This is a genomic window from Streptomyces axinellae (assembly GCF_039532135.1).
Taxonomy (GTDB): Bacteria; Actinomycetota; Actinomycetes; order Streptomycetales; family Streptomycetaceae; genus Streptomyces; species Streptomyces axinellae.
Map to the genome: position 1 here is coordinate 391,226 of NZ_BAAARJ010000001.1, position 22,087 is coordinate 413,312.

Below are 22,087 nucleotides of genomic sequence, written 5' to 3' on the forward strand. Positions count from 1 at the left end.
CCCGCACGGCGCGCGGGGCACCTCCATGCGCCCGGCCGCACGGGCCGCACCGGTATGCGTGCGTGTGCTCCCGCATGCCCGCGGCCCCCTCGCGAAGTCCTCCTATCCCCTCCCACGGAAGGCACCAGGCAACAGATGAAGCGTCACCTCATCTCGGCCGCCGACCTCACCCGCGACGACGCGGTCCTCATCCTCGACACCGCCGAGGAGATGGCCAGGTTCGCCGACCGGCCGATCAAGAAGCTGCCGACGCTGCGCGGCCGGACCATCGTCAACCTCTTCTTCGAGGACTCCACCCGCACCCGGATCTCCTTCGAGGCCGCCGCCAAGCGGCTGTCGGCCGACGTCATCAACTTCTCCGCCAAGGGCTCCTCCGTCTCCAAGGGCGAGTCGCTCAAGGACACCGCGCTCACCCTGGAGGCCATGGGAGCCGATGCCGTGGTCATCCGGCACGGTGAGTCCGGCGCCCCGCACCGGCTGGCCACCTCCGGCTGGATCGGCGGCTCCGTCCTCAACGCGGGGGACGGCACCCACGAGCACCCCACCCAGGCGCTGCTGGACGCCTTCACCATGCGCCGCCGCCTGGTGGGCGAGGAGGGCGCGGGCCTGGACGGGCGGCACATCACGATCGTCGGCGACATCCTGCACAGCCGGGTGGCCCGCTCCAACGTCCACCTCCTGAGCACCCTCGGCGCCCACGTCACGCTGGTGGCGCCGCCCACGCTGGTGCCCGTCGGGGTCGGGAACTGGCCGTGCGAGGTCTCCTACGACCTGGACGCGGTACTGGCCAAGTCGGACGCCGTGATGATGCTGCGCGTCCAGCGCGAGCGGATGAACGCCGCCTTCTTCCCCACCGAGCGCGAGTACGCCCGGCGCTACGGGCTCGACGGCGAGCGCATGGCGCGGATGCCGGGGCACGCCATCGTGATGCACCCCGGCCCGATGAACCGGGGCATGGAGATCACCGCCGAGGTCGCCGACTCGCGCCGCTGCACCGCCGTCGAACAGGTGGCCAACGGCGTCAGCATCCGGATGGCCGTGATGTACCTGCTGCTAGGCGGCGCCGAGCCGGCTTTGACCCGCACCGAGTCCCAGACCGCCCAGGAGGGCAACTGACATGAACGAGCAGAAGCGGACGCTGCTGCGGGGCGCCAGGATCCTCGGCGGCCAGCCGCAGGACGTCCTCATCGAGGGCGGGACCATCGCCGCCGTGGAACGGGGCATCGGGGCCGCGGGCGCCGAGGTGATCGACACCGGGGGAGCGGTCCTCCTGCCGGGCCTCGTCGATCTGCACACCCACCTGCGCGAGCCCGGCCGCGAGGACTCGGAGACCGTGCTGACCGGTACCCGCGCCGCCGCCAGGGGCGGTTACACCGCCGTGCACGCCATGGCCAACACTTTCCCCGTCGCCGACACCGCCGGCGTGGTCGAACAGGTGTGGCGGCTGGGCAAGGAGTACGGCTACTGCGATGTGCGGCCTGTCGGCGCCGTCACCGTCGGGCTGGAGGGCAAGCAGCTCGCCGAACTCGGCGCCATGCACGACTCGGCCGCCGGGGTGCGGGTCTTCTCCGACGACGGCAAGTGTGTGGACGATGCCGTGATCATGCGGCGCGCCCTGGAGTATGTGAAGGCGTTCGACGGCGTCGTCGCCCAGCACGCCCAGGAGCCCCGGCTGACCGAGGGCGCCCAGATGAACGAGGGCACCGTATCCGCCGAGCTGGGCCTGGCCGGGTGGCCGGCCGTCGCCGAGGAGTCGATCATCGCCCGCGATGTGCTGCTCGCCGCGCACGTCGGCTCCCGCGTGCACATCTGCCACCTCTCGACGGCCGGGTCCGTGGAGCTGGTGCGCTGGGCCAAGTCCAAGGGCTGGCAGGTGACCGCCGAGGTCACCCCGCACCACCTGCTGCTCACCGACGAGCTGGTCCGCTCCTACGACCCCGTCTACAAGGTCAACCCGCCCCTGCGCACCGAGGCCGACGTCCTGGCCCTGCGCGAGGCGCTGGCCGACGGCACCATCGACTGCGTCGCCACCGACCACGCCCCGCACCCGCACGAGGACAAGGACTGCGAGTGGGGCGCCGCCGCCATGGGCATGGTCGGCCTGGAGACCGCCTTGTCCGTCGTGCAGCACACCATGGTCGATACCGGGCTGCTGGACTGGGCACAGGTCGCCGACCGCATGTCGCACCGGCCCGCCGCCATCGGGCGGCTGGCGGGCCACGGCCGCCCCGTCTCACCCGGCGAGCCCGCCAGCCTCGTCCTGCTGGATGCGGACTACCGTGGACAGGTGGACCCCGCGGGCTTCGCCTCCCGCAGCGGCAACACCCCCTACGAGGGCCGTGAGCTGCCCGGACGCGTCACCCACACCTGGCTGCGGGGCCGCGCGACGGTCGTGGACGGGACATTGGTGTGAGCGCGGGAAACCTTTCGCTGGCCGGCCTTGCCGCCGGACAGAAATCGCAGGAAGTCACGGACTGGGCGGCCCGCATCGGCTGGGTCGTCGGGCTGGTCCTCTTCATCGCCCTGCTGTACTGGCTGATGCGTCAGGGCTGGAAGTGGCGCGGCACCCTCCAGGGCGACCTGCCCGAACTGCCCCAGCGGCCCGGGGGGCCCGAGGGCACCCCCGACAGTGGCGAGCCGCTGTTGACGGCGGCCGGCCGCTACCACGGCTCCACCAGCGCGGGGCAGTGGCTCGACCGGATCGTCGCCCACGGACTGGGCACCCGCAGCAGGGCCGAGCTGACCCTCACCGAGCAGGGCCTGGAGGTGCTGCGCCCCGGCGCGCAGGACTTCTGGGTGCCCGTGGACAAGCTGCGCGGCGCCCGGCTCGACACCGGCATCGCGGGCAAGGTCCTCACTGAAGGCGGCCTGCTGATCGTCACCTGGGAGCACGGGGACCGGCGGCTGGATTCGGGATTCCGCCTCGACCAGTCGGCGCGGCAGACCGAATGGGCCGAGAAGATCAACGCAATGAGCGGCGACGACGAAGTCGCGGCGCGGCAGCACCACAAGGAAGGCGCATGATGACGACCTCCGCCAGGGGAGCGACCGACACGACGGCCGGCCCCGCCCTTCTCGTCCTGGAGGACGGCCGCACCTTCCGCGGACGCGCCTACGGAGCCGAAGGGGAGACCTTCGGCGAGGCGGTGTTCTCCACCGGCATGACCGGATACCAGGAGACGCTGACCGACCCCTCCTACCACCGCCAGGTCGTCGTCATGACGGCACCGCACATCGGCAACACCGGAGTCAACGACGAGGACCCCGAGTCGCGGCGTATCTGGGTGTCCGGTTATGTCGTACGCGATCCCGCCCGCCTCCCCTCCAACTGGCGCTCGGTCCGCTCGCTGGATGAGGAGCTGCGCGGCCAGGGCGTCGTCGGCATCAGCGGCGTCGATACCCGGGCCCTCACCCGGCACCTGCGCGAGCGCGGCGCCATGCGGGTCGGGATCTTCTCCGGTGGCGCTCTCGCCGACGAGGGCACCCTCCTCGCACGGGTACGCGAGGCCCCCCAGATGAAGGGCGCCGACCTCGCCGGAGAGGTCGCCACCGCCGAGGCGTACACCGTGCCCGCGATCGGTACCAAGCGCTTCACCGTCGCCGCGGTGGACCTCGGCATCAAGGGCATGACCCCGCACCGCATGGCCGAGCGCGGCATCGAGGTGCACGTGCTGCCCGCCTCCGCCGCCTTGGAGGACATCTACGCCATCGCACCCGACGGGGTGTTCTTCTCCAACGGGCCCGGCGACCCGGCCACCGCCGATCATCCGGTGGAGCTGATGCGCGGCGTCCTGGAGCGCGGCACCCCCCTGTTCGGCATCTGCTTCGGCAACCAGATCCTCGGCCGCGCCCTCGGCTTCGGCACGTTCAAGCTGAAGTACGGGCACCGGGGCATCAACCAGCCCGTCCAGGACCGGACGACCGGCAAGGTCGAGGTCACGGCCCACAACCACGGCTTCGCCGTGGACGCGCCCCTCGACCGGGTGAGCGACACCCCCTACGGCCGCGCCGAGGTCTCGCACATCTGCCTGAACGACGACGTCGTCGAAGGACTGCGGCTGCTCGACAAGCCCGCCTTCAGCGTCCAGTACCACCCGGAGGCGGCGGCCGGCCCGCACGACGCCGCCTACCTCTTCGACCGGTTCGTCGCGCTCATGCGAGACGGCGATCAGCACCGCACCACCCCCCTGGAGGACCAGCGTGCCTAAGCGCACCGACATCCAGTCCGTCCTGGTCATCGGGTCGGGCCCGATCGTCATCGGGCAGGCCGCCGAGTTCGACTACTCCGGCACCCAGGCGTGCCGCGTACTCAAGGCCGAGGGTCTGCGCGTGATCCTGGTCAACTCCAACCCGGCCACGATCATGACGGACCCGGAGATCGCCGACGCCACCTACGTCGAGCCCATCACCCCCGAGTTCGTCGAGAAGATCATCGCCAAGGAGCGCCCCGACGCGCTGCTGCCCACCCTCGGCGGCCAGACCGCGCTCAACACCGCGATCTCCCTGCACGAGTCCGGCACCCTGGAGAAGCACGGTGTCGAGCTGATCGGTGCCAACGTCGAGGCCATCCACAAGGGCGAGGACCGCGACCAGTTCAAGGACGTCGTCGAGGCCGTCCGCGGCCGGATCGGCCACGGCGAGTCCGCGCGCTCCTACATCTGCCACTCCATGGACGACGTCCTGGCCGGCGTGGACGAGCTGGGCGGCTACCCCGTCGTCGTCCGCCCCTCCTTCACCATGGGCGGCGCCGGCTCCGGCTTCGCGCACGACGAGGAGGAGCTGCGCCGCATCGCGGGCCAGGGCCTGACGCTCTCCCCGACCACCGAGGTGCTCCTGGAGGAGTCCATCCTCGGCTGGAAGGAGTACGAGCTGGAGCTGATGCGCGACAAGAACGACAACGTCGTGGTCGTCTGCTCCATCGAGAACTTCGACCCCATGGGCGTGCACACCGGCGACTCGATCACCGTGGCACCCGCCATGACGCTGACCGACCGCGAGTACCAGATCCTGCGGGACATCGGCATCGCCGTCATCCGCGAGGTCGGCGTCGATACCGGCGGCTGCAACATCCAGTTCGCCGTCAACCCCGAGGACGGCCGGGTCGTCGTCATCGAGATGAACCCGCGCGTCTCCCGGTCCTCCGCGCTCGCCTCCAAGGCCACCGGCTTCCCCATCGCGAAGATCGCCGCGAAGCTCGCCGTCGGGTACACCCTGGACGAGATCCCCAACGACATCACCGAGCAGACCCCGGCCTCCTTTGAGCCGACGCTCGACTACGTCGTGGTCAAGGCGCCGCGCTTCGCCTTCGAGAAGTTCCCCGCCGCCGACTCCACCCTGACCACCACCATGAAGTCGGTCGGCGAGGCCATGGCCATCGGCCGCAACTTCACCGAAGCCTTCAACAAGGCGCTGCGCTCCCTGGAGAAGAAGGGCAGCCAGTTCGACTTCGCCACCCCGGCGGCGGGACCGGAGGAGAAGGCCGCCTTGCTGGAGCGGGCCGCCCGCCCCACCGACGGCCGCATCAACACCGTCATGGCCGCCATCCGCGCCGGGGCCACCCAGCAGGAGGTCTTCGACGCGACGAAGATCGACCCCTGGTTCGTCGACCAGCTCTTCCTCATCAAGGAGACCGCCGATGAGATCGCCGCGGCGCCCGAGCTGAGCGCGGCGCTGCTGGCCGAGGCCAAACGGCACGGCTTCTCCGACGCCCAGATCGCCGCCATCCGCTCGCTGCGCGAGGACGTGGTGCGCGAGGTGCGGCACGCGCTCGGCATCCGGCCCGTCTACAAGACGGTGGACACCTGCGCGGCCGAGTTCGCCGCCAGGACGCCGTACTTCTACTCCTCCTACGACGAGGAGAGCGAGGTCGCACCCCGCGAGAAGCCCGCGGTGATCATCCTCGGCTCGGGCCCCAACCGCATCGGCCAGGGCATCGAGTTCGACTACTCCTGCGTCCACGCCTCCTTCGCGCTCAGCGCCGCGGGCTATGAGACCGTGATGGTCAACTGCAATCCCGAGACGGTCTCCACCGACTACGACACCTCCGACCGGCTCTACTTCGAGCCGCTCACCCTGGAGGATGTCCTGGAGATCGTCCACGCCGAACAGCAGGCGGGACCCGTCGCCGGCGTGCTCGTCCAGCTCGGCGGCCAGACCCCGCTCGGCCTCGCGCAGGACCTCAAGGACAACGGGGTGCCCATCGTCGGCACCTCGCCCGAGGCCATCGAGCTGGCCGAGGAGCGCGGCGCGTTCGGCCGCGTCCTGACCGAGGCGGGCCTGCCCGCGCCCAAGTACGGCACCGCCTTCTCCTTCGAGCAGGCCAAGGGCATCGCAGCCGAGATCAACTACCCGGTGATGGTGCGCCCCTCCTATGTGCTGGGCGGACGCGGCATGGAGATCGTCTACGACGAGCCCTCGCTGGAGTCCTACCTGGAGCGCCACGCCGGCCTGATCGAGAAGCACCCTGTGCTGATCGACCGCTTCCTCGACGACGCCATCGAGATCGACGTGGACGCCCTCTACGACGGCGAGGAGCTGTACCTCGGCGGCGTCATGGAGCACATCGAAGAGGCCGGCATCCACTCCGGCGACTCGGCCTGCGCGCTGCCGCCGATCACGCTGGGCGGCTACGACATCAAGCGGCTGCGCGCCTCCACGGAGGCCATCGCGCGCGGGGTGGGCGTGCGGGGACTGATCAACATCCAGTTCGCCATGGCCGGGGACATCCTCTACGTCCTGGAGGCCAACCCCCGCGCCTCCCGGACCGTGCCCTTCACCTCCAAGGCCACAGCCGTCCCGCTCGCCAAGGCGGCGGCCCGTATCTCGCTGGGTGCGACCGTCGCCGAACTGCGCGCCGAGGGTCTGCTCCCGGCCGCGGGCGACGGTGGTGACCTGCCGCTGGACGCGCCGATCTCGGTCAAGGAAGCAGTCCTTCCGTGGAACCGCTTCCGCGATGTGCAAGGGCGCGGCGTGGACACCGTCCTGGGCCCCGAGATGCGCTCGACCGGCGAGGTCATGGGCATCGACTCGGTCTTCGGCACCTCCTACGCCAAGTCGCAGGCCGCCGCGTACGGGGCGCTGCCCGGCAAGGGGCGCGCCTTCGTCTCGGTCGCCAACCGGGACAAGCGCTCGCTGATCTTCCCGGCGCGCGAACTGGTCGGCATGGGCTTCGAGCTGCTCGCGACCTCCGGCACGGCGGAAGTTCTCAAGCGCAACGGGATCAACGCGCGGGTCGTCCGCAAGCAGAGCCAGGGCACGGGCCCCGCGGGCGAGCCGACCATCGTCCAGCTCATCCAGGACGGCGAGGTCGATCTGATCGTCAACACGCCATACGGCACCGGGGGCCGGCTGGACGGGTACGACATCCGCACGGCGGCGGTCGCCCGCGCCGTCCCCTGCCTGACGACCGTGCAGGCGCTGGCCGCCGCGGTGCAGGGCATCGAGGCCCTGACGCGCGGCGAAGTGTCGGTCCGCTCTTTGCAGGAGCACGCGAAGCATCTGATCGCCGCCCGCCAGGGCTGAGCGCGTTTCTCCCCCCTGCCCCGCCCCTTCCAGCCCAGCAGGAAAGGGGCGGGGCAGGGCCACGACAACTCACAGGGACCCACCACCACATGTACGGACTCCTCTTCCGCGAGGTCTTCTGCCGGATGGATCCGGAAAAGGCCCACCACCTGGCGTTTTCCTGGATCCGGCGCGTGGCCCGCACCCCGGTTCTGCGAACATTCGCGGCAGCGGTCCTGGCCCCGCGTCACAAGGAACTCCGCATCGAGGCCCTGGGCCGCCGGATGCACGGCCCCTTCGGCCTGGCGGCCGGGTTCGACAAGAACGCCGAGGGCATCGACGGTCTCGCGATGCTCGGGTTCGACCATGTCGAGGTCGGCACCGTCACCGGCAGGGCCCAGCCCGGCAACTCCAGGAAGCGGCTCTTCCGGCTGGTCGGGGACCGGGCGCTGATCAACCGCATGGGCTTCAACAACGAGGGCTCGGCGGCCGTGGCGGCCCGGCTGGCCGCGCGCCGCGCCGTCTTCCGCACGACGGTCGGCGTCAACATCGGCAAGACCAAGGCCGTCCCGGAAGGGGAGGCGGTCGCCGACTATGTGACCTCCACCGAGGCGCTGGCCGCGCACGCCCACTACCTCGTCGTCAACGTCTCGTCCCCGAACACCCCCGGCCTGCGTAATCTCCAGGCGACCGAACACCTGCGCCCGCTGCTGACCGCCGTGCGCGAGGCCGCCGACCGCACGGTGACCACGCGTCGCGTCCCGCTCCTGGTCAAGATCGCGCCCGATCTCGCGGACGAGGACATCGACGCCGTCGCCGACCTCGCCGTCGAGCTGGGGCTGGACGGCATCATCGCCACCAACACCACGATCGCCCGCGAGGGGCTCGGCCTCACCTCGGACCCGGCGCTGCGGGCGGAGACCGGCGGGCTGTCCGGCGCTCCGGTCTCCGACCGCTCCTTGGAGGTGCTGCGGCGGCTGTACGCACGGGTCGGCGGACAGCTCACGCTCGTCGGAGTCGGCGGCATCACCACGGCGGAGGACGCCTGGCGGCGGATCCTGGCCGGTGCCACGCTCGTCCAGGGCTACACGGCGTTCCTCTACGAGGGCCCGCTGTGGATGCGCACCGTGCACAAGGGCCTGGCCCGCCGTCTGGAGGCCAGCCCGTACGCCACCCTCGCCGAGGCCATCGGCGCCGACCACCGGAAGGTGACCGCATGACGGTATCCGACCCCTTCGGCGCCCGCCTCCGCCGGGCCATGGACACCAGAGGGCCGCTGTGCGTCGGCATCGACCCGCACGCCTCCCTGCTGCACGCCTGGGGGCTGGAGGACGATCTCGCGGGCCTGGAGCGCTTCACCCGTACGACGGTGGAGGCGCTGGCGGACCGGGTGGCGGTGCTCAAGCCGCAGTCGGCCTTCTTCGAGCGCTTCGGCTCGCGCGGCATCGCCACCCTGGAGAAGGCGGTGGCCGAGGCCCGTGCGGCCGGGGCACTGGTGGTGCTGGACGCCAAACGCGGCGACATCGGCTCCACCATGGACGCCTACGCCGCCACGTACCTGCGTGCGGACGGCCCGCTGTTCTGCGACGCGCTCACCGTCAGCCCCTACCTGGGTTTCGGCGCGCTGGCCCCGGCGGTGGAGGCGGCCAAGGTCAGCGGCGCCGGACTCTTCGTACTGGCGCTGACCTCCAATCCGGAGGGCCGGGAGGTCCAGCGAGCCCTTCGCGAGGACGGCACGAGCGTGGCTGCGGCGATGCTGGCGCACCTGGCGGAGCTGAACGCGGACGCCGGGGAGCTGGGCTCCTTCGGAGCCGTGGTGGGCGCGACGCTCGGTGACCTGTCCTCGTTCCGGCTGAGCGTCAACGGGCCTCTCCTCGCACCCGGCATCGGTGCCCAGGGAGCCACGCCCGCCGACCTCCCCGTGGTCTTCGGCGAGGCTGTCCGGAATGTCGTGCCGAGCGTGAGCCGGGGTGTTCTCCGACACGGCCCCGGCACAACCGGACTGAGGGATTCCGCCGCTCGCTTCGCCGATGAGGTACGGCTGGCCGTCGGCTGACGTGAAAAAATCCGCTCTTTATGTCCGGAAATGTCCTGGTCGGCAGAGGCTGACCAGGACTTTTCGTCTGTTCTCGCTGACTCTTGGGCTCCCGGCCGCTAGTCTCCGTCGAGAGCACCGCGCCAAGCGCGTTGCTCGTTGCTCCGCAGGTGTAGGGCTACTAGGTTCCTCACCGGTCCGTATCCGACAGTTCGACATCCGAGGTGACGTAGGCGTGGCCCTTCCGCCCCTTACCCCTGAACAGCGCGCAGCCGCGCTCGAAAAGGCCGCCGCGGCTCGCCGGGAGCGCGCCGAGGTCAAGAACCGGCTGAAGCATTCCGGCGCATCCCTCCACGAGGTGATCAAGCAGGGTCAGGAGAACGATGTCATCGGCAAGATGAAGGTCTCCGCGCTCCTGGAGTCCCTGCCCGGCGTCGGCAAGGTCCGCGCCAAGCAGATCATGGAGCGTCTCGGGATCTCCGAGAGCCGCCGTGTGCGCGGGCTCGGCTCCAACCAGATCGCCGCCCTGGAGCGTGAGTTCGGCGGTGCGAACGCCTGAGGGGTCTCAGGCACTCGTGTTAACCGGGATAATCGCTGCATGAGTTCTGCAGTTCCCCGGGGGGAGACCCCGGCACCCCCGGTCGGCACATCGCGGCTGACCGTGCTCTCCGGCCCCTCGGGGGTCGGCAAGAGCACGGTCGTCGCACATATGCGCAAGGCCCATCCCGAGGTCTGGCTCTCCGTCTCCGCCACCACCCGGCGCCCTCGCCCCGGCGAGCGCCACGGGGTGCAGTACTTTTTCGTGGACGACGAGGAGTTCGACAAGCTGGTCGCCAACGGCGAGCTGCTGGAGTGGGCCGAGTTCGCCGGCAACAGGTACGGCACCCCCCGACAGGCGGTGCTGGAGCACCTGGAGCGCGGCGAGCCCGTCCTGCTGGAGATCGATCTGCAGGGCGCCAGGCTGGTCAAACAGTCCATGCCCGAGGCGCAGCTCGTCTTCCTCGCCCCTCCCACCTGGGAGGAACTGGTCAGGCGCCTGACCGGGCGGGGGACCGAGCCGCCGGAGGTCATCGAACGCCGTCTGACGGCCGCCCGCACCGAGCTGGCAGCCGGCTCCGAGTTCGATGTGACTCTTGTCAATACCTCCGTCGAGGACGTCAGCGCCGAGCTGCTAGCCTTGATGAGTATCGAATACTGAAATCTTCCCGGGGAAACACCCCCGGACCCCCTTCGGAAGGCAGAGAGTGTCCTCTTCCATCACCACGCCCGAGGGCATCATCAACCCGCCGATTGATGAGCTGCTTGAGGCCACCGACTCGAAGTACAGCCTCGTGATCTACGCCGCCAAGCGCGCCCGTCAGATCAACGCGTACTACTCCCAGCTCGGCGAGGGTCTCCTGGAGTACGTCGGCCCGCTGGTGGACACCCACGTGCACGAGAAGCCGCTGTCCATCGCGCTTCGCGAGATCAACGCGGGTCTGCTCACCTCCGAGGCCATCGAGGCCCCGGCCACGGTCTGAGCGGCGGCGGGAAGCTCCCGCGGCGGCACCACCGATCCAGCACAGGGCCCGGCAGCGCGGCTGCCGGGCCCTTGGTGTGTCATAGGGGCACAAGAGCGTGTGGGGAGAGACGAGTGACCAATCAGCAGGCCAGGCCGAAGGTCGTTCTGGGCGTGAGCGGCGGGATCGCCGCGTACAAGGCGTGCGAACTGGCGCGGCGGCTGACCGAGAGTGGCCACGACGTGCGGGCCGTGCCCACGGAATCGGCGCTGCACTTCGTGGGCGCCGCCACCTGGTCGGCGCTGACCGGGCATCCGGTCTCCACCGAGGTGTGGGAGTCGGTCCACGAGGTGCCGCATGTGCGCATCGGGCAGGGCGCCGACCTCGTCGTCGTGGCCCCGGCGACCGCGGACCTGCTGGCCAAGGCCGCCCACGGCCTCGCCGACGACCTGCTGACGAACACGCTGCTGACCGCGCGATGTCCCGTCGTCTTCGCGCCCGCCATGCACACCGAGATGTGGGAGCACCCCGCCACCCGGGAGAACGTGGCCACCCTGCGCCGCCGGGGCGCCCTGGTCATCGAGCCCGCCGTCGGCCGGCTGACCGGGGTGGACACCGGCAAGGGGCGGCTGCCCGGCCCGGACGAGATCTTCGAGTTCTGCCGCCGGGTGCTGGCCCGCGGGCCCGAGGGCGTGCGGCCCGACCTGACCGGCCGGCACGTCGTCATCAGCGCCGGCGGCACCCGCGAGCCGCTGGACCCGGTGCGCTTCCTGGGCAACCGCTCCACCGGCAAACAGGGCTACGCGCTGGCCCGTACGGCGGCGGCGAGGGGGGCCCGCGTCACGCTGGTCTCCTCCAACAGCGCCCTGCCCGACCCGGCCGGTGCCGACGTGGTGCGCGCCGACAGCGCCCGCGAGCTGCGCGAGGCCATGGTCGCGGCGGCTGCCGACGCCGATGCCGTGGTCATGGCCGCCGCCGTCGCCGACTTCCGGCCCGCGACCTACGCCCCCGGGAAGATCAAGAAGAAGGGGCAGGAGGCGCCGGCGCCGCTGGAGCTGGTGCGCAACCCTGACATTCTCGCCGAGCTGGCCGCCCGGCGGGCCCGGCCGGGACAGATCGTGGTCGGCTTCGCGGCCGAGACCGACGACGTGCTCGCCCACGGCCGGGCCAAGCTCGCCGCCAAGGGCTGCGACCTGCTGGTCGTCAACGAGGTGGGGGCGAGCAAGACGTTCGGCTCGGAGGAGAACGAGGCGGTCGTGCTCGGTGCGGACGGCAGCGAGACGGCGGTGCCGCACGGCCCGAAGGAGGGGCTGGCCGACAGGGTCTGGGACCTCGTCGCCGCCCGGCTCGCGGGGGAATGAGCACCCGGCTCGTGGGGAAGTGCGCACGGGGGAGAGCAGCGGCGGGGTAAGCGGGGTACTCGCAGCCTTCCGGCCGGCCCGCGGACGGTCCGGGGCGGCTCTTGCGGAAAGTGTGCCAATGGGCCGGAACTCGTCCAGCGGGGCCGGAACGGGTCTCTTGACCCGGTTGCGGGCCGCCCGATACTCCATGACATATCCGCACCTCTCCCGGGTCTCTGGCGGTGCTGAAGCGCGGATCGAGCAGGTCATGGTCGTCTCGGAGTTCGAGAGTCCGTGATTGGATGCGGGCGGAGATGGATAAACTGGCCGCGGACCGTGCTTGGGCGCAGCCCCCGACCGGTCCGCCCCATGCTCAGCCAGCAGCCGCTGCAACCCCAGGGAGCGATGTGTCGCGCCGCTTGTTCACCTCGGAATCTGTGACCGAGGGTCACCCTGACAAGATCGCTGACCAGATCAGCGACACCATTCTCGACGCCCTCCTGAAGGAGGACCCGCACTCGCGGGTCGCCGTCGAGACCCTGATCACCACCGGCCTCGTGCACGTGGCCGGAGAGGTGACCACCAAGGCTTACGCCCCCATCTCGACGCTCGTGCGCAACAAGATCCTCGACATTGGATACGACTCGTCGAAGAAGGGCTTCGACGGCGCCTCCTGCGGCGTCTCCGAGTCCATCGGCGCCCAGTCGCCCGACATCGCCCAGGGCGTCGACACCGCGTACGAGAAGCGGGTCGAGAGCGGCGAGAAGAAGGAAGCCGACGAACTCGACGAGCAGGGCGCGGGCGACCAGGGCCTGATGTTCGGCTACGCCTGCGACGAGACCGCCGAGTACATGCCGTTGCCCATCACGCTGGCGCACCGGCTCTCCGAGCGGCTCTCCGCCGTCCGCAAGAACGGGACCATCCCCTACCTGCGGCCCGACGGCAAGACGCAGGTCACTATCGAGTACAACGGCGACAAGGCAGTGCGCCTGGACACCGTGGTGGTCTCCTCGCAGCACGCGGCCGACATCGACCTGGACTCGCTGCTGGCACCCGACATCCGGGAGTTCGTCGTCGAGCCCGAGCTGAAGGCCCTCGTGGACGAGGGCATCAAGCTGGAGACCGAGGGCTACCGCCTGCTGGTCAACCCCACCGGGCGCTTCGAGATCGGCGGCCCCATGGGTGACGCCGGACTCACCGGCCGGAAGATCATCATCGACACCTACGGCGGCATGGCCCGCCACGGCGGCGGTGCCTTCTCCGGCAAGGACCCCTCCAAGGTGGACCGCTCCGCCGCGTACGCCATGCGCTGGGTCGCGAAGAACGTGGTCGCCGCCGGGCTGGCCGGGCGCTGCGAGGTCCAGGTCGCCTACGCCATCGGCAAGGCCGAGCCGGTCGGTCTCTTCGTGGAGACCTTCGGCACCGCGACGGTGGACGTGGAGAAGATCGAGCAGGCCATCGCGGACGTCTTCGACCTCCGCCCGGCAGCCATCATCCGCGACCTCGACCTGCTGCGGCCCATCTACGCGCAGACCGCGGCGTACGGCCACTTCGGCCGCGCCCTCCCGGACTTCACCTGGGAGCGCACCGACCGGGTCGAGGCGCTGCGCAAGGCGGTCGGGCTCTAGTGCCCCTCCCGGCAAGCTCTGCCCCGTCGCGCCGCCCGGCACGCACTCCCCCGAGCTGTACGGCAGGGGGCGCCCCCAGCGGCGTTGGCCGATAGCCCTGGCAGCTCCTTCCCCGAGCTCTCAACTTCCCTCCCGGCCTTCGGCCGGGAGGGACCCCCAGAGCAGGGGAGACCCCAATCCAGGACTTCCGGCCGCCTTGCGCTCGCACGCTGCCCCACGCTCGGCTCCGCTCGCGCGGGGGGTGCCCCCACGACGACGCTCCTCGACGGGCAAACACTGCCGGTCACGGCACTAGCCCTTCGCTTCCGACGGTCTTTCCCGAGGCCCGGCATCCCACGCTGGCGGGGTGCCGGGCCTCAGGCATGCGCTACGGCCTGCCGTGGGGTGGAAGACCGCTGGGCGATGCGTGGTCGGCTTCGGGGGTATTTCGTAGTCTGTAGACGATAGCCAACCGTCGAGGGGGACCACAGATGCTTTCCGCAGGACTGCCACCAGGTGCCGTGCCCAAGCTCGAACGCCCCGGTCCGCTGCGCGAGCGGGTCTACGAGGCGCTGCTGGAACTGATCACCACCCGCGCGCTCAGGCCGGGCCAGCACCTGGTGGAAAGCGAACTCGCCCAGCACCTGGGGGTATCCCGGCAGCCGGTGCGCGAGGCGCTCCAGCGGCTCAACAGCGACGGATGGGTCGATCTGCGCCCCGCGCAGGGCGCGTTCGTGCACGAGCCCTCGGAGGAGGAAGCCGACCAGCTGCTGAGCGTCCGCACGCTGCTGGAGGCCGAGGCGGCCAGGCTGGCCGCCGCCCACGCCGACAAGGCGGGTATCGCCGAGCTGGAGGAGCTGTGCACCCAGGGCGAGGCGGCCGTCGCGCGGGACGAGGTGGAGACCGTCGTCGCCATGAACGCGCAGTTCCACGCGAAGGTGATGCGGCTGGCGGGCAACGCGGTGCTCTCCGAGCTGGCCGCGCAGGTGGACCGCCGGGTGCGCTGGTTCTACAAGCCGGTGGCCCGTCAGCGGGGTATTCAGTCGTGGATCGAGCACCGCCGGCTGATCGCCGCGATCACCGCGCGCGACGAGGAGGAGACCGGCCGGATCATGCGGGAGCACACCGAACACACCCGTCGCCAGTACCATGCCCGCGAGACCGACTGAGGCGGCCTGAGCGCGGCCTTGTGCGGCGATCTCACGCGCTCGGCCGGTCCGCCCGAAAGCGGGCGGACCGGCCGACGCGTCACATGGCCTCGCGGCTGATCGGATACGGGTTGGGCTGGATCTTCCGGACCGGCAGGCGGCCGGGCCGCCGCAGGAGGACGGCCAGGAGCGCGGAGAGCAGCCCGACGCCTCCCGCGAGCGCGAAGGCGCCCTCATCACTCCAGGCTGAGACCGCGACGGCGGCCCCCAGACCCGAGCCCAGCGGGCCCGAGATCAACTGGGCGCTGTGGACGATGCCGTAGTTCGCCGCGCTGTGGTTTTCTCCGAAGAAGTCCGCGGTCATGGCGGCGAAGAGCGGGAAGGCGGCGCCACCGCACAATCCGGCGACCGTCGAACAGGCCAGGAACAAGGGCGTGTTGCCGGTATTCGCCGAGGCCGGCGTTCCGAACTGGGCGCCGCCGAGGAGCACGCAGACGACGGCGAGTGTCTTTCGGCGACCGCAGCGATCGGACATCCAGCCGATGACCCCGCACCCCGTGCCGTTCACAACGGCGTTGAGCGAGGCGGCCGTGGCCAGGGCACCGCCCGTGAAGCCCATGTCGGTGCCGAGCGGCACCAGCATGGCGGCGCCGAACGCATGGACCCCGGCTGTACACAGCAGGCAGCCCCACATCATCCACAGCACCGGCCTCCTGGCCGCCTCCCGAGCGGTGAACTGCCGTACGGCAGGTGGATTCTTCTCCGGATCCCGGACCGTCCCCGGCGGGCCCGGCCGCTTGCGCGGGTCCGCATGCGGCGGCCACCAGTTCGCCGGCGGGTCCTTGACCAGCCGGCCGGCTGAGGCGACCGCCACACAGCACACGGCGCCCACGACCACCAGCGCTTCCCGCTGGCCGCCGCCCACGTCCCGGTAGTCGGCGAGGAGGGAGAGGAACGGCACGGAGCCGTACGCGAATCCGCCGCCCACCAGCCCTGTCCTGCCGCCCTTCCGCTCGGGATACCACTTGCCGGCCGTGCTGACGCAGGTCGCGTACACCAGCCCGGTGCCGATTCCGCCGAACGTGCCGAAGCCGAGGCAGGCGAGGAGCGGATCGGGCACGTACGCCAGGAAGACGTGGCCGGTCAGGGCTGCGGCGGCGCCGAACAGGAGCGCGTCGCGCGCCGGAAGCCTGCCGCTCTCGCGCAGCTGCCCGGCGGGAAAGGCCACGGCGGCCTGGCAGAATACCCACACGCCGGTCAGCCAGAAGAAGTCGGCCCCGCCGCCGCTCCAGAGGCGCGAGGTGCGGAGTCCCTCCGGAGCGGCGGCTGCGAAGGCGTACGCGGACGCACTGACGCCTGCCATCGCGATCCACGGGCAGAGCACCATCACCCACCGGGGGCGGCCCAGGAGGTCGCGGCCGGTCTCACCTATGCGGTACGCACGGCCGTTGCGGTCCGTCACCTCCCGGCAGGGCACGGTTGCCGGAGCCGCGGATGTCGCGATTGTTTCCATGCGATTGCACCCCTTCACGGAGGAAACTGGGCGGTCGTCCGCCACTGTCGCGAGGCGCCGGGGCGGACAGCCGCCGCCGCGGCGGAAAGGCATCCCGCCGCAGCGGTTCTCCACGGCGGCGGAGGACGCGCCGCCTCGTCGCGCTACAGCAGTCCCGCCGCGCGGGCCCAGCGGTACTTGGCGCCCAGGGCCGCCACCGGCTTCTCCGTCGTGTAGGGGTACGCGACGACGCCGCGTTCGAACAGGTAGGCGCACGCCTCCTCGACCTCGGTGTCACCCGCGAGCGAGGCCACCACCGGCTTGTGGATCCCCTTCCGCTTCGCCTCGGCCACCAGCCGTGCCGTCAGCTCGGCGAAGACCATGGGCGGGGTCACGATGGTGTGCCAGTAGCCCAGCACCAGCGCGTGCACCCGGGGGTCCTCCAGGCCGAGGCGGATGGTCGCCTCGTAGGTGCTGGGCGGCTCGCCCCCGGTGATGTCCACCGGGTTGCCCGCGGCGCCGAACGGCGGGATGTGGCGGCGGAACGCCTCGTCCAGATCGGGCGGGATCTCCATCAGGGACAGGCCGTTGTCCACGATCGCGTCCGAGAGCAGCACCCCCGATCCCCCGGCGCCGGTGATGACGACGACGTTGTCCCCCCGCGGCGCGGGCAGTACGGGCAGCGCCCGTGCGTACTCCAGCATCTCGTTGAGGCCCGGGGCGCGGATGACGCCCGCCTGGCGCAGAATGTCGTCGTAGACCGCGTCGTCGCCCGCCAGCGCCCCGGTGTGGGAGCCGGCGGCCTTGGCGCCCGCGTTGGTGCGCCCCGCCTTGAGGACGACGACGGGCTTCTTGCGTATGGTCTCCCGCGCCGCCGCCACGAAGGCGCGGCCGTCCTTGAGGTCTTCCAGGTGCATGGCGATGCACTCGGTGTGCGGGTCGTCGGCGAAGTAGGTGAGCAGGTCGTCCTCGTCCAGGTCGGATTTGTTGCCGAGGCCGACGATGGCGGAGACGCCGGTCCGCGTCGTCCGGGCGAATCCGAGGATCGCCATGCCGATGCCGCCCGATTGGGAGGTGAGCGCCACCCCGCCCTTGACGTCGTAGGGGGTGCAGAAGGTGGCGCACAGGTCGTGCCAGGTCGAGTAGTAGCCGTAGATGTTCGGGCCCAGCAGGCGGACGCCGTGGCGCTCGCCGATCTCCACGATCTCCTCCTGGAGGGCGTGTTCGCCGGTCTCGGCGAAGCCGGAGGGGATCAGTACCGCGTTGGGTATCCCCTTCCGTCCCGCCTCCTCCAGCGCGGCGGCGACGAACTTCGCGGGGATCGCGAAGACCGCCACATCCACCTCTCCCGGCACATCCTTCACGGACTTGTACGCCTTGCGGCCGAGGATGCCGTCGGCCTTGGGGTTCACCGGGTGGATGTCTCCGGCGAAGCCTCCGTCGATGAGGTTCCGCATCACCGAATTGCCGATCTTTCCCGGCTCGTTGGAGGCGCCGATCACCGCTACGGAGCCGGGCCGCATCAGCCGCCGCATCGACGTGCGGATCTCCTCCTTGGACCACTGCCGCCGCCGCACCGGCTCGCCCTCGGCCAGCAGGATCCGGATGTCGGCGGCCACCACGCCGCGCGCGGAGGCGAAGACGGGGTTGAGGTCGATCTCGGCGATCTCGGGAAAGTCGTACGCGAGCCGCGAGACGGACACGATCAGTCCGGCCAGGGCCGTCCGGTCAACGGCCTCGCCGCCGCGTACGCCCTTGAGGAGTTCGGCGGCGCGGATCCCGTCGAGCATGGACAGCGCGTCGGCCTCGCTCGCGGGCGCGAGCCGGAAGGTCACGTCCTTGAGCACCTCGACCAGCACCCCGCCCAGGCCGAAGGCGACCACCTTGCCGAACGTCGGATCGGTGACGGTGCCGATCAGCACCTCCAGGCCGGGCTCGGCCATCCGCTGGACCTGTACACCCTGGATCCGGGCCTCGGCGTCGTACGCCCGCGCGTTGCCCACGATCGAGGTGTACGCCTCCCGCACGGCGGCGGCGCCGGTGACGCCGACCTGGACACCACCGGCCTCCGTCTTGTGCAGGATATCGGGGGAGACGATCTTCATGGCGACGGGGAAGCCGATCCGGTCGGCCAGCGACACCGCCTCATCCGCCGTCTCCGCCAGCCCCTCCTCGGGCACCGGGATGCCGTAGGCGTCGGCGATCTGCTTGCCCTCGGGCGCGGTGAGCGCCGTGCGCCCGGCCGCGCGGGCCGCCGCCAGCACGGCTCTGACCTCGGCGACCTCGTCCGTGGCTCCCGCTGTGTGCTGCTGCGCCATCGCTCAGATCACTCCGTCCGTCTTGAGCAGCTGGATCTCCTCGTCGGCGAGCCCGAGTTCGCCGGCGTACACCTCCGCGTTGTGCTCGCCCAGCAGCGGCGAGGAGGTGATCTCGACGGGGGAGTCGGAGAGCTTCACCGGGGAGCCGACCGTGGTGAAGGTGCCGCGCTGGGGGTGCTCGACCTGCACGACCATCCCGTTGTCCGCGAGGGAGGCGTCCTCGACGATCTCCTTGGTGGACAGGATCGGGCCGCAGGGGATGTTGTGCGCGTTGAGTGCTTCGAGGACCTCCCACTTGGGGAGGGTGGCCGACCATTCCTCGATCAGCTGGAACATCTTGCCGAGCTTGGGCAGCCGGGCCTCGGGGGTGTTCCAGTCGGGGTCCTCGGCGAGTTCTGGACGGCCGATCAGCCGCGTCAGCGGCTCCCAGCCGACGGGCTGCACGATGACGTAGACGTAGTCGTTGGGCCCGCCGGGGGCGCACTTGACGGCCCAGCCGGGCTGGCCGCCGCCGGAGGCGTTCCCGGAGCGGGGGACCTCGTCGGTGAAGGCGGTCGCCGCGGCGTTCGGATACTCCGCCAGCGGCCCGTGTGCCAGCCGCTGCTGGTCGCGCAGCTTGACGCGGCACAAGTTGAGCACCGCGTGCTGCATCGCGACGTTCACCCGCTGGCCGCGGCCGGTGCGCTCGCGCTGGTAGAGCGCGGCCAGGATGCCGGCGACAGTGTGCACGCCGGTGCCCGAGTCGCCGATCTGGGCGCCGGTGGCCAGCGGCGGTCCGTCCTCGAAGCCGGTGGTGGACATGGAGCCGCCCATGGCCTGCGCGACGACCTCGTACGCCTTGAAGTCGGTGTACGGCCCCTCACCGAAGCCCTTGATCGAGGCATAGACGATGCGCGGATTGATCTCCTGGATGCGCTCCCAGGTGAAGCCCATCCGGTCCACGGCGCCGGGGCCGAAGTTCTCCACCAGGACATCGCTGCGCCGGATCAGTTCGGTCAGCAGTCCCTTGCCGCGCGGGCTCTTGGTGTTGAGGGTGATGCTGCGCTTGTTGCAGTTGAGCATCGTGAAATAAAGAGAGTCCACGTCGGGCAGATCGCGCAGCTGCTTGCGGGTGATGTCGCCCGTGGGCGCCTCCAGCTTGACGACGTCCGCGCCGAGCCAGGCCAGCAGCTGGGTCGCCGAAGGGCCCGACTGCACATGGGTCATGTCGAGGACGCGGATGCCGGTCAGTGCCTTGGCGGTGCTGTTGTTGCTCTCGGACACCGGGACACACCTCACTTGTACATCGTCTGGTTCATGGTCCCCGGGGCGTAGGCGTCCGGATCGACCCACACATTGATCAGCGAGGGCTTGCCGGAGGCGCGGGCGCGCTCCAGCGCCGGGCGGATCTGGTCCGGTTCGCGCACCTCCTCGCCGTGGCCGCCGAGCATCCGTGCGAACTGGTCGTAGGGCACGTCGCCGAGGGTGTTGCCGAGCCGTTCACGCTCGGGGCCGTACTTCGCGCGCTGGCCGTAACGGATCTGGTTCATCGAGGAGTTGTTGCCGACGATGCCGACGAAGGGCAGGTCGTAGCGCACGAGCGTCTCGAAGTCCCAGCCGGTCAGCGAGAAGGCGCCGTCACCGAACAGCGCGACGACCTCCGACTGGGGCCTGGCCTGCTTGGCGGCCAGTACGAACGGCACCCCGACCCCGAGCGTCCCCAGGGGACCCGGGTCCATCCAGTGGCCGGGAGAGCGGGGCTGGACGACCTGTCCGGAGAAGGTGACGATGTCGCCGCCGTCACCGATGTAGAGGGAGTCCTCGGTGAGGAACTCGTTGATCTCGCTGACCAGCCGGTACGGGTGGATCGGCGAGGCGTCCGAACGCAGCTGCGGCAGGCGCTTCTCGGCCGCTGTGTGCTCGGCTGTCCGCAGCTCCTCCAGCCAGGCCCGGCGCTTGTCCGAGCCGCCGTTCAGCCGCCCGGACGCGGCCTGGGTGACAGCGGCGAGCACCAGATCGGCGGAGCCGACGATGCCCAGGTCGATGTCGCGGTTCTTGCCCACCGTGCGGTAGTCCAGGTCGATCTGGACGACGGTCGCCTCGGGCGAGAGCCGCTTGCCGTAGCCCATCCGGAAGTCGAACGGGGTGCCGACGATGATGATGAGATCGGCGTTGTTGAAGGCGTAGCGGCGCGAGAGCTGAAAGTGGTGCGCGTCGCCGGGCGGCAGGGTGCCGCGCCCCGCGCCGTTCATGTACGCGGGCACGTTCAGCGTCCGCACCAGTTCGCGGGCCGCCTCGGTGGCGCGGGTCGTCCACGTCTGGCTGCCCAGCAAGATCGCGGGGCGCTCGGCGCGCACGAGCAGGTCGGCCAGCTTCTCCACGGCCTCGGGATCGCCGCCGCTGCGGGTGGAGGCGCGGTAGTGGCCCGCCTGGGGGACCCGGGCCTGGTCGCTCGGCACCTTGGCGTCCAGCACATCGCGCGGGATCTCCAGGAAGGAGGGGCCGGGGGCGCCGTGGTAGCACTCGCGGAAGGCCATGGAGACCATGTCGGCAGCACGCGAAGTGTCCGGCACGGTGGCGGCGAACTTGGTGATCGGCGTCATCATGTCCACATGCGGAAGGTCCTGGAGCGAGCCCATCTTGTGCTGGGTGTGCGCCCCTTGGCCGCCGATCAGGAGCATCGGTGACTCGGCGCGGAAGGCGTTGGCGACCCCGGTGACCGCGTCGGTGGTTCCCGGCCCGGCCGTCACCACCGCGCAGCCCGGCTTCCCGGTGAGGCGGGCGTAGCCGTCGGCGGCGTGGGCGGCCACTTGTTCGTGGCGTACGTCCACCACTTCGATTCCCTCGTCGGCGCAGCCGTCGTAGATGTCGATGATGTGACCACCGCAGAGCGTGTAGATGACCTCGACGCCCTCGGCCTTGAGTGCCTTGGCGACGAGGTGACCGCCGGATATGGAGTCGCGGCCGGTCTCGTCGGTCGAGTCGGACATGCGCGATCGCCGTCCCTTCGCTGGGAGTTGGTGCGGACTTCGGTGCGGAGGCCGGTATGGGGGCCGGTATGGGGGCTGGTCGGGCGCCGGGGCCGCAGAGTCAGGGCCCGGGCCGGTCGGAGTGGACGGGCAGCACGGTACAAAGAAGTGTATACAGTCGACGAATACTGTATGAACTT

At 70.7% G+C, this 22,087-nt stretch carries 17 protein-coding genes; 13 read left to right on the forward strand and 4 right to left on the reverse strand.

All coding sequences use genetic code 11. The features are described 5' to 3' along the window. The first annotated feature begins 135 nt into the window (after window positions 1–135). From ABD339_RS01635 to ABD339_RS01695, 13 genes are all read left to right on the forward strand, one after another. A complete protein-coding gene (locus ABD339_RS01635; RefSeq protein WP_344561326.1) occupies window positions 136–1,116 on the forward strand; it encodes an aspartate carbamoyltransferase catalytic subunit in 981 nt (326 codons plus the stop codon). A gap of 1 nt (window position 1,117) precedes the next feature. Continuing rightward, entirely contained in the window at window positions 1,118–2,413 is a 1,296-nt protein-coding gene (locus ABD339_RS01640) for a dihydroorotase (RefSeq protein WP_344561327.1), read from the forward strand. Next, complete coding sequence (locus ABD339_RS01645) at window positions 2,410–3,024, forward strand: PH-like domain-containing protein (protein ID WP_344561329.1); 615 nt, start codon at window positions 2,410–2,412, stop codon at window positions 3,022–3,024. Before ABD339_RS01640 ends, ABD339_RS01645 begins: the two co-directional genes overlap by 4 nt. Next, on the forward strand, window positions 3,024–4,208 hold the full coding sequence (carA, locus tag ABD339_RS01650; RefSeq protein WP_344561600.1) for a glutamine-hydrolyzing carbamoyl-phosphate synthase small subunit: 1,185 nt from the start codon (window positions 3,024–3,026) through the stop codon (window positions 4,206–4,208). Before ABD339_RS01645 ends, carA begins: the two co-directional genes overlap by 1 nt. Further along, window positions 4,201–7,521, forward strand: coding sequence for a carbamoyl-phosphate synthase large subunit (carB, locus tag ABD339_RS01655; protein WP_344561331.1), 3,321 nt, complete (start codon window positions 4,201–4,203; stop codon window positions 7,519–7,521). The genes carA and carB overlap by 8 nt, the downstream gene beginning before the upstream one ends. 89 nt (window positions 7,522–7,610) lie before the next feature. Next, the gene (locus ABD339_RS01660) at window positions 7,611–8,720 is read left to right on the forward strand and encodes a quinone-dependent dihydroorotate dehydrogenase (protein ID WP_344561333.1); all 1,110 of its coding nucleotides are present in this window, start codon (window positions 7,611–7,613) and stop codon (window positions 8,718–8,720) included. Next, on the forward strand, window positions 8,717–9,556 hold the full coding sequence (gene pyrF, locus ABD339_RS01665) for an orotidine-5'-phosphate decarboxylase (protein WP_344561335.1): 840 nt from the start codon (window positions 8,717–8,719) through the stop codon (window positions 9,554–9,556). Before ABD339_RS01660 ends, pyrF begins: the two co-directional genes overlap by 4 nt. A gap of 214 nt (window positions 9,557–9,770) precedes the next feature. Continuing rightward, entirely contained in the window at window positions 9,771–10,094 is a 324-nt protein-coding gene (locus tag ABD339_RS01670) for an integration host factor (RefSeq protein ID WP_019356158.1), read from the forward strand. Window positions 10,095–10,133: 39 nt separating this feature from the next. Next, window positions 10,134–10,733 carry a guanylate kinase gene (gene gmk / locus ABD339_RS01675; protein ID WP_344561337.1) on the forward strand — a complete coding sequence of 200 codons (600 nt, stop codon included), beginning with the start codon at window positions 10,134–10,136 and terminating at the stop codon, window positions 10,731–10,733. Between the two features lie 46 nt (window positions 10,734–10,779). Further along, window positions 10,780–11,055 (forward strand): DNA-directed RNA polymerase subunit omega, encoded by a 276-nt coding sequence (gene rpoZ / locus ABD339_RS01680; protein ID WP_326691982.1) that lies wholly within the window; start codon window positions 10,780–10,782, stop codon window positions 11,053–11,055. Window positions 11,056–11,168: 113 nt separating this feature from the next. Next, on the forward strand, window positions 11,169–12,395 hold the full coding sequence (coaBC, locus tag ABD339_RS01685; protein WP_344561340.1) for a bifunctional phosphopantothenoylcysteine decarboxylase/phosphopantothenate--cysteine ligase CoaBC: 1,227 nt from the start codon (window positions 11,169–11,171) through the stop codon (window positions 12,393–12,395). 386 nt (window positions 12,396–12,781) lie between these two features. Continuing rightward, on the forward strand, window positions 12,782–14,002 hold the full coding sequence (gene metK, locus ABD339_RS01690; protein ID WP_344561342.1) for a methionine adenosyltransferase: 1,221 nt from the start codon (window positions 12,782–12,784) through the stop codon (window positions 14,000–14,002). 470 nt (window positions 14,003–14,472) lie between these two features. After that, window positions 14,473–15,150 (forward strand): GntR family transcriptional regulator, encoded by a 678-nt coding sequence (locus tag ABD339_RS01695; protein ID WP_344561344.1) that lies wholly within the window; start codon window positions 14,473–14,475, stop codon window positions 15,148–15,150. Between the two features lie 79 nt (window positions 15,151–15,229). On the opposite strand, the gene ABD339_RS01700 is transcribed toward ABD339_RS01695, so the two are convergent. The 4 genes from ABD339_RS01700 to ABD339_RS01715 all read right to left on the reverse strand — a co-directional run bounded on the left by ABD339_RS01700 (window position 15,230) and on the right by ABD339_RS01715 (window position 21,908). After that, window positions 15,230–16,633: an MFS transporter gene (locus ABD339_RS01700; RefSeq protein ID WP_486388341.1), complete on the reverse strand. Its 1,404-nt coding sequence runs from the start codon at window positions 16,631–16,633 to the stop codon at window positions 15,230–15,232. A 152-nt stretch (window positions 16,634–16,785) separates the two neighbouring features. After that, on the reverse strand, window positions 16,786–18,939 hold the full coding sequence (locus tag ABD339_RS01705) for an acetate--CoA ligase family protein (RefSeq protein WP_344561348.1): 2,154 nt from the start codon (window positions 18,937–18,939) through the stop codon (window positions 16,786–16,788). A 3-nt stretch (window positions 18,940–18,942) separates the two neighbouring features. Continuing rightward, window positions 18,943–20,202 (reverse strand): formyl-CoA transferase, encoded by a 1,260-nt coding sequence (gene frc, locus ABD339_RS01710; RefSeq protein ID WP_344561350.1) that lies wholly within the window; start codon window positions 20,200–20,202, stop codon window positions 18,943–18,945. 11 nt (window positions 20,203–20,213) lie between these two features. After that, window positions 20,214–21,908 (reverse strand): thiamine pyrophosphate-binding protein, encoded by a 1,695-nt coding sequence (locus tag ABD339_RS01715; protein ID WP_344561352.1) that lies wholly within the window; start codon window positions 21,906–21,908, stop codon window positions 20,214–20,216. Window positions 21,909–22,087: the final 179 nt, after the last annotated feature.

What these genes read in the sequence shown, in the direction of transcription:
- ABD339_RS01695 (WP_344561344.1), top strand. Translation starts at nt 14,473, where the DNA reads ATGCTTTCCGCAGGACTGCCACCAGGTGCCGTGCCCAAGCTCGAACGC.
- carA (WP_344561600.1), top strand. Translation starts at nt 3,024, where the DNA reads ATGACGACCTCCGCCAGGGGAGCGACCGACACGACGGCCGGCCCCGCC.
- ABD339_RS01635 (WP_344561326.1), top strand. Translation starts at nt 136, where the DNA reads ATGAAGCGTCACCTCATCTCGGCCGCCGACCTCACCCGCGACGACGCG.
- ABD339_RS01640 (WP_344561327.1), top strand. Translation starts at nt 1,118, where the DNA reads ATGAACGAGCAGAAGCGGACGCTGCTGCGGGGCGCCAGGATCCTCGGC.
- ABD339_RS01715 (WP_344561352.1), bottom strand. Translation starts at nt 21,908, where the DNA reads ATGTCCGACTCGACCGACGAGACCGGCCGCGACTCCATATCCGGCGGT.
- gmk (WP_344561337.1), top strand. Translation starts at nt 10,134, where the DNA reads ATGAGTTCTGCAGTTCCCCGGGGGGAGACCCCGGCACCCCCGGTCGGC.
- pyrF (WP_344561335.1), top strand. Translation starts at nt 8,717, where the DNA reads ATGACGGTATCCGACCCCTTCGGCGCCCGCCTCCGCCGGGCCATGGAC.
- ABD339_RS01660 (WP_344561333.1), top strand. Translation starts at nt 7,611, where the DNA reads ATGTACGGACTCCTCTTCCGCGAGGTCTTCTGCCGGATGGATCCGGAA.
- ABD339_RS01705 (WP_344561348.1), bottom strand. Translation starts at nt 18,939, where the DNA reads ATGGCGCAGCAGCACACAGCGGGAGCCACGGACGAGGTCGCCGAGGTC.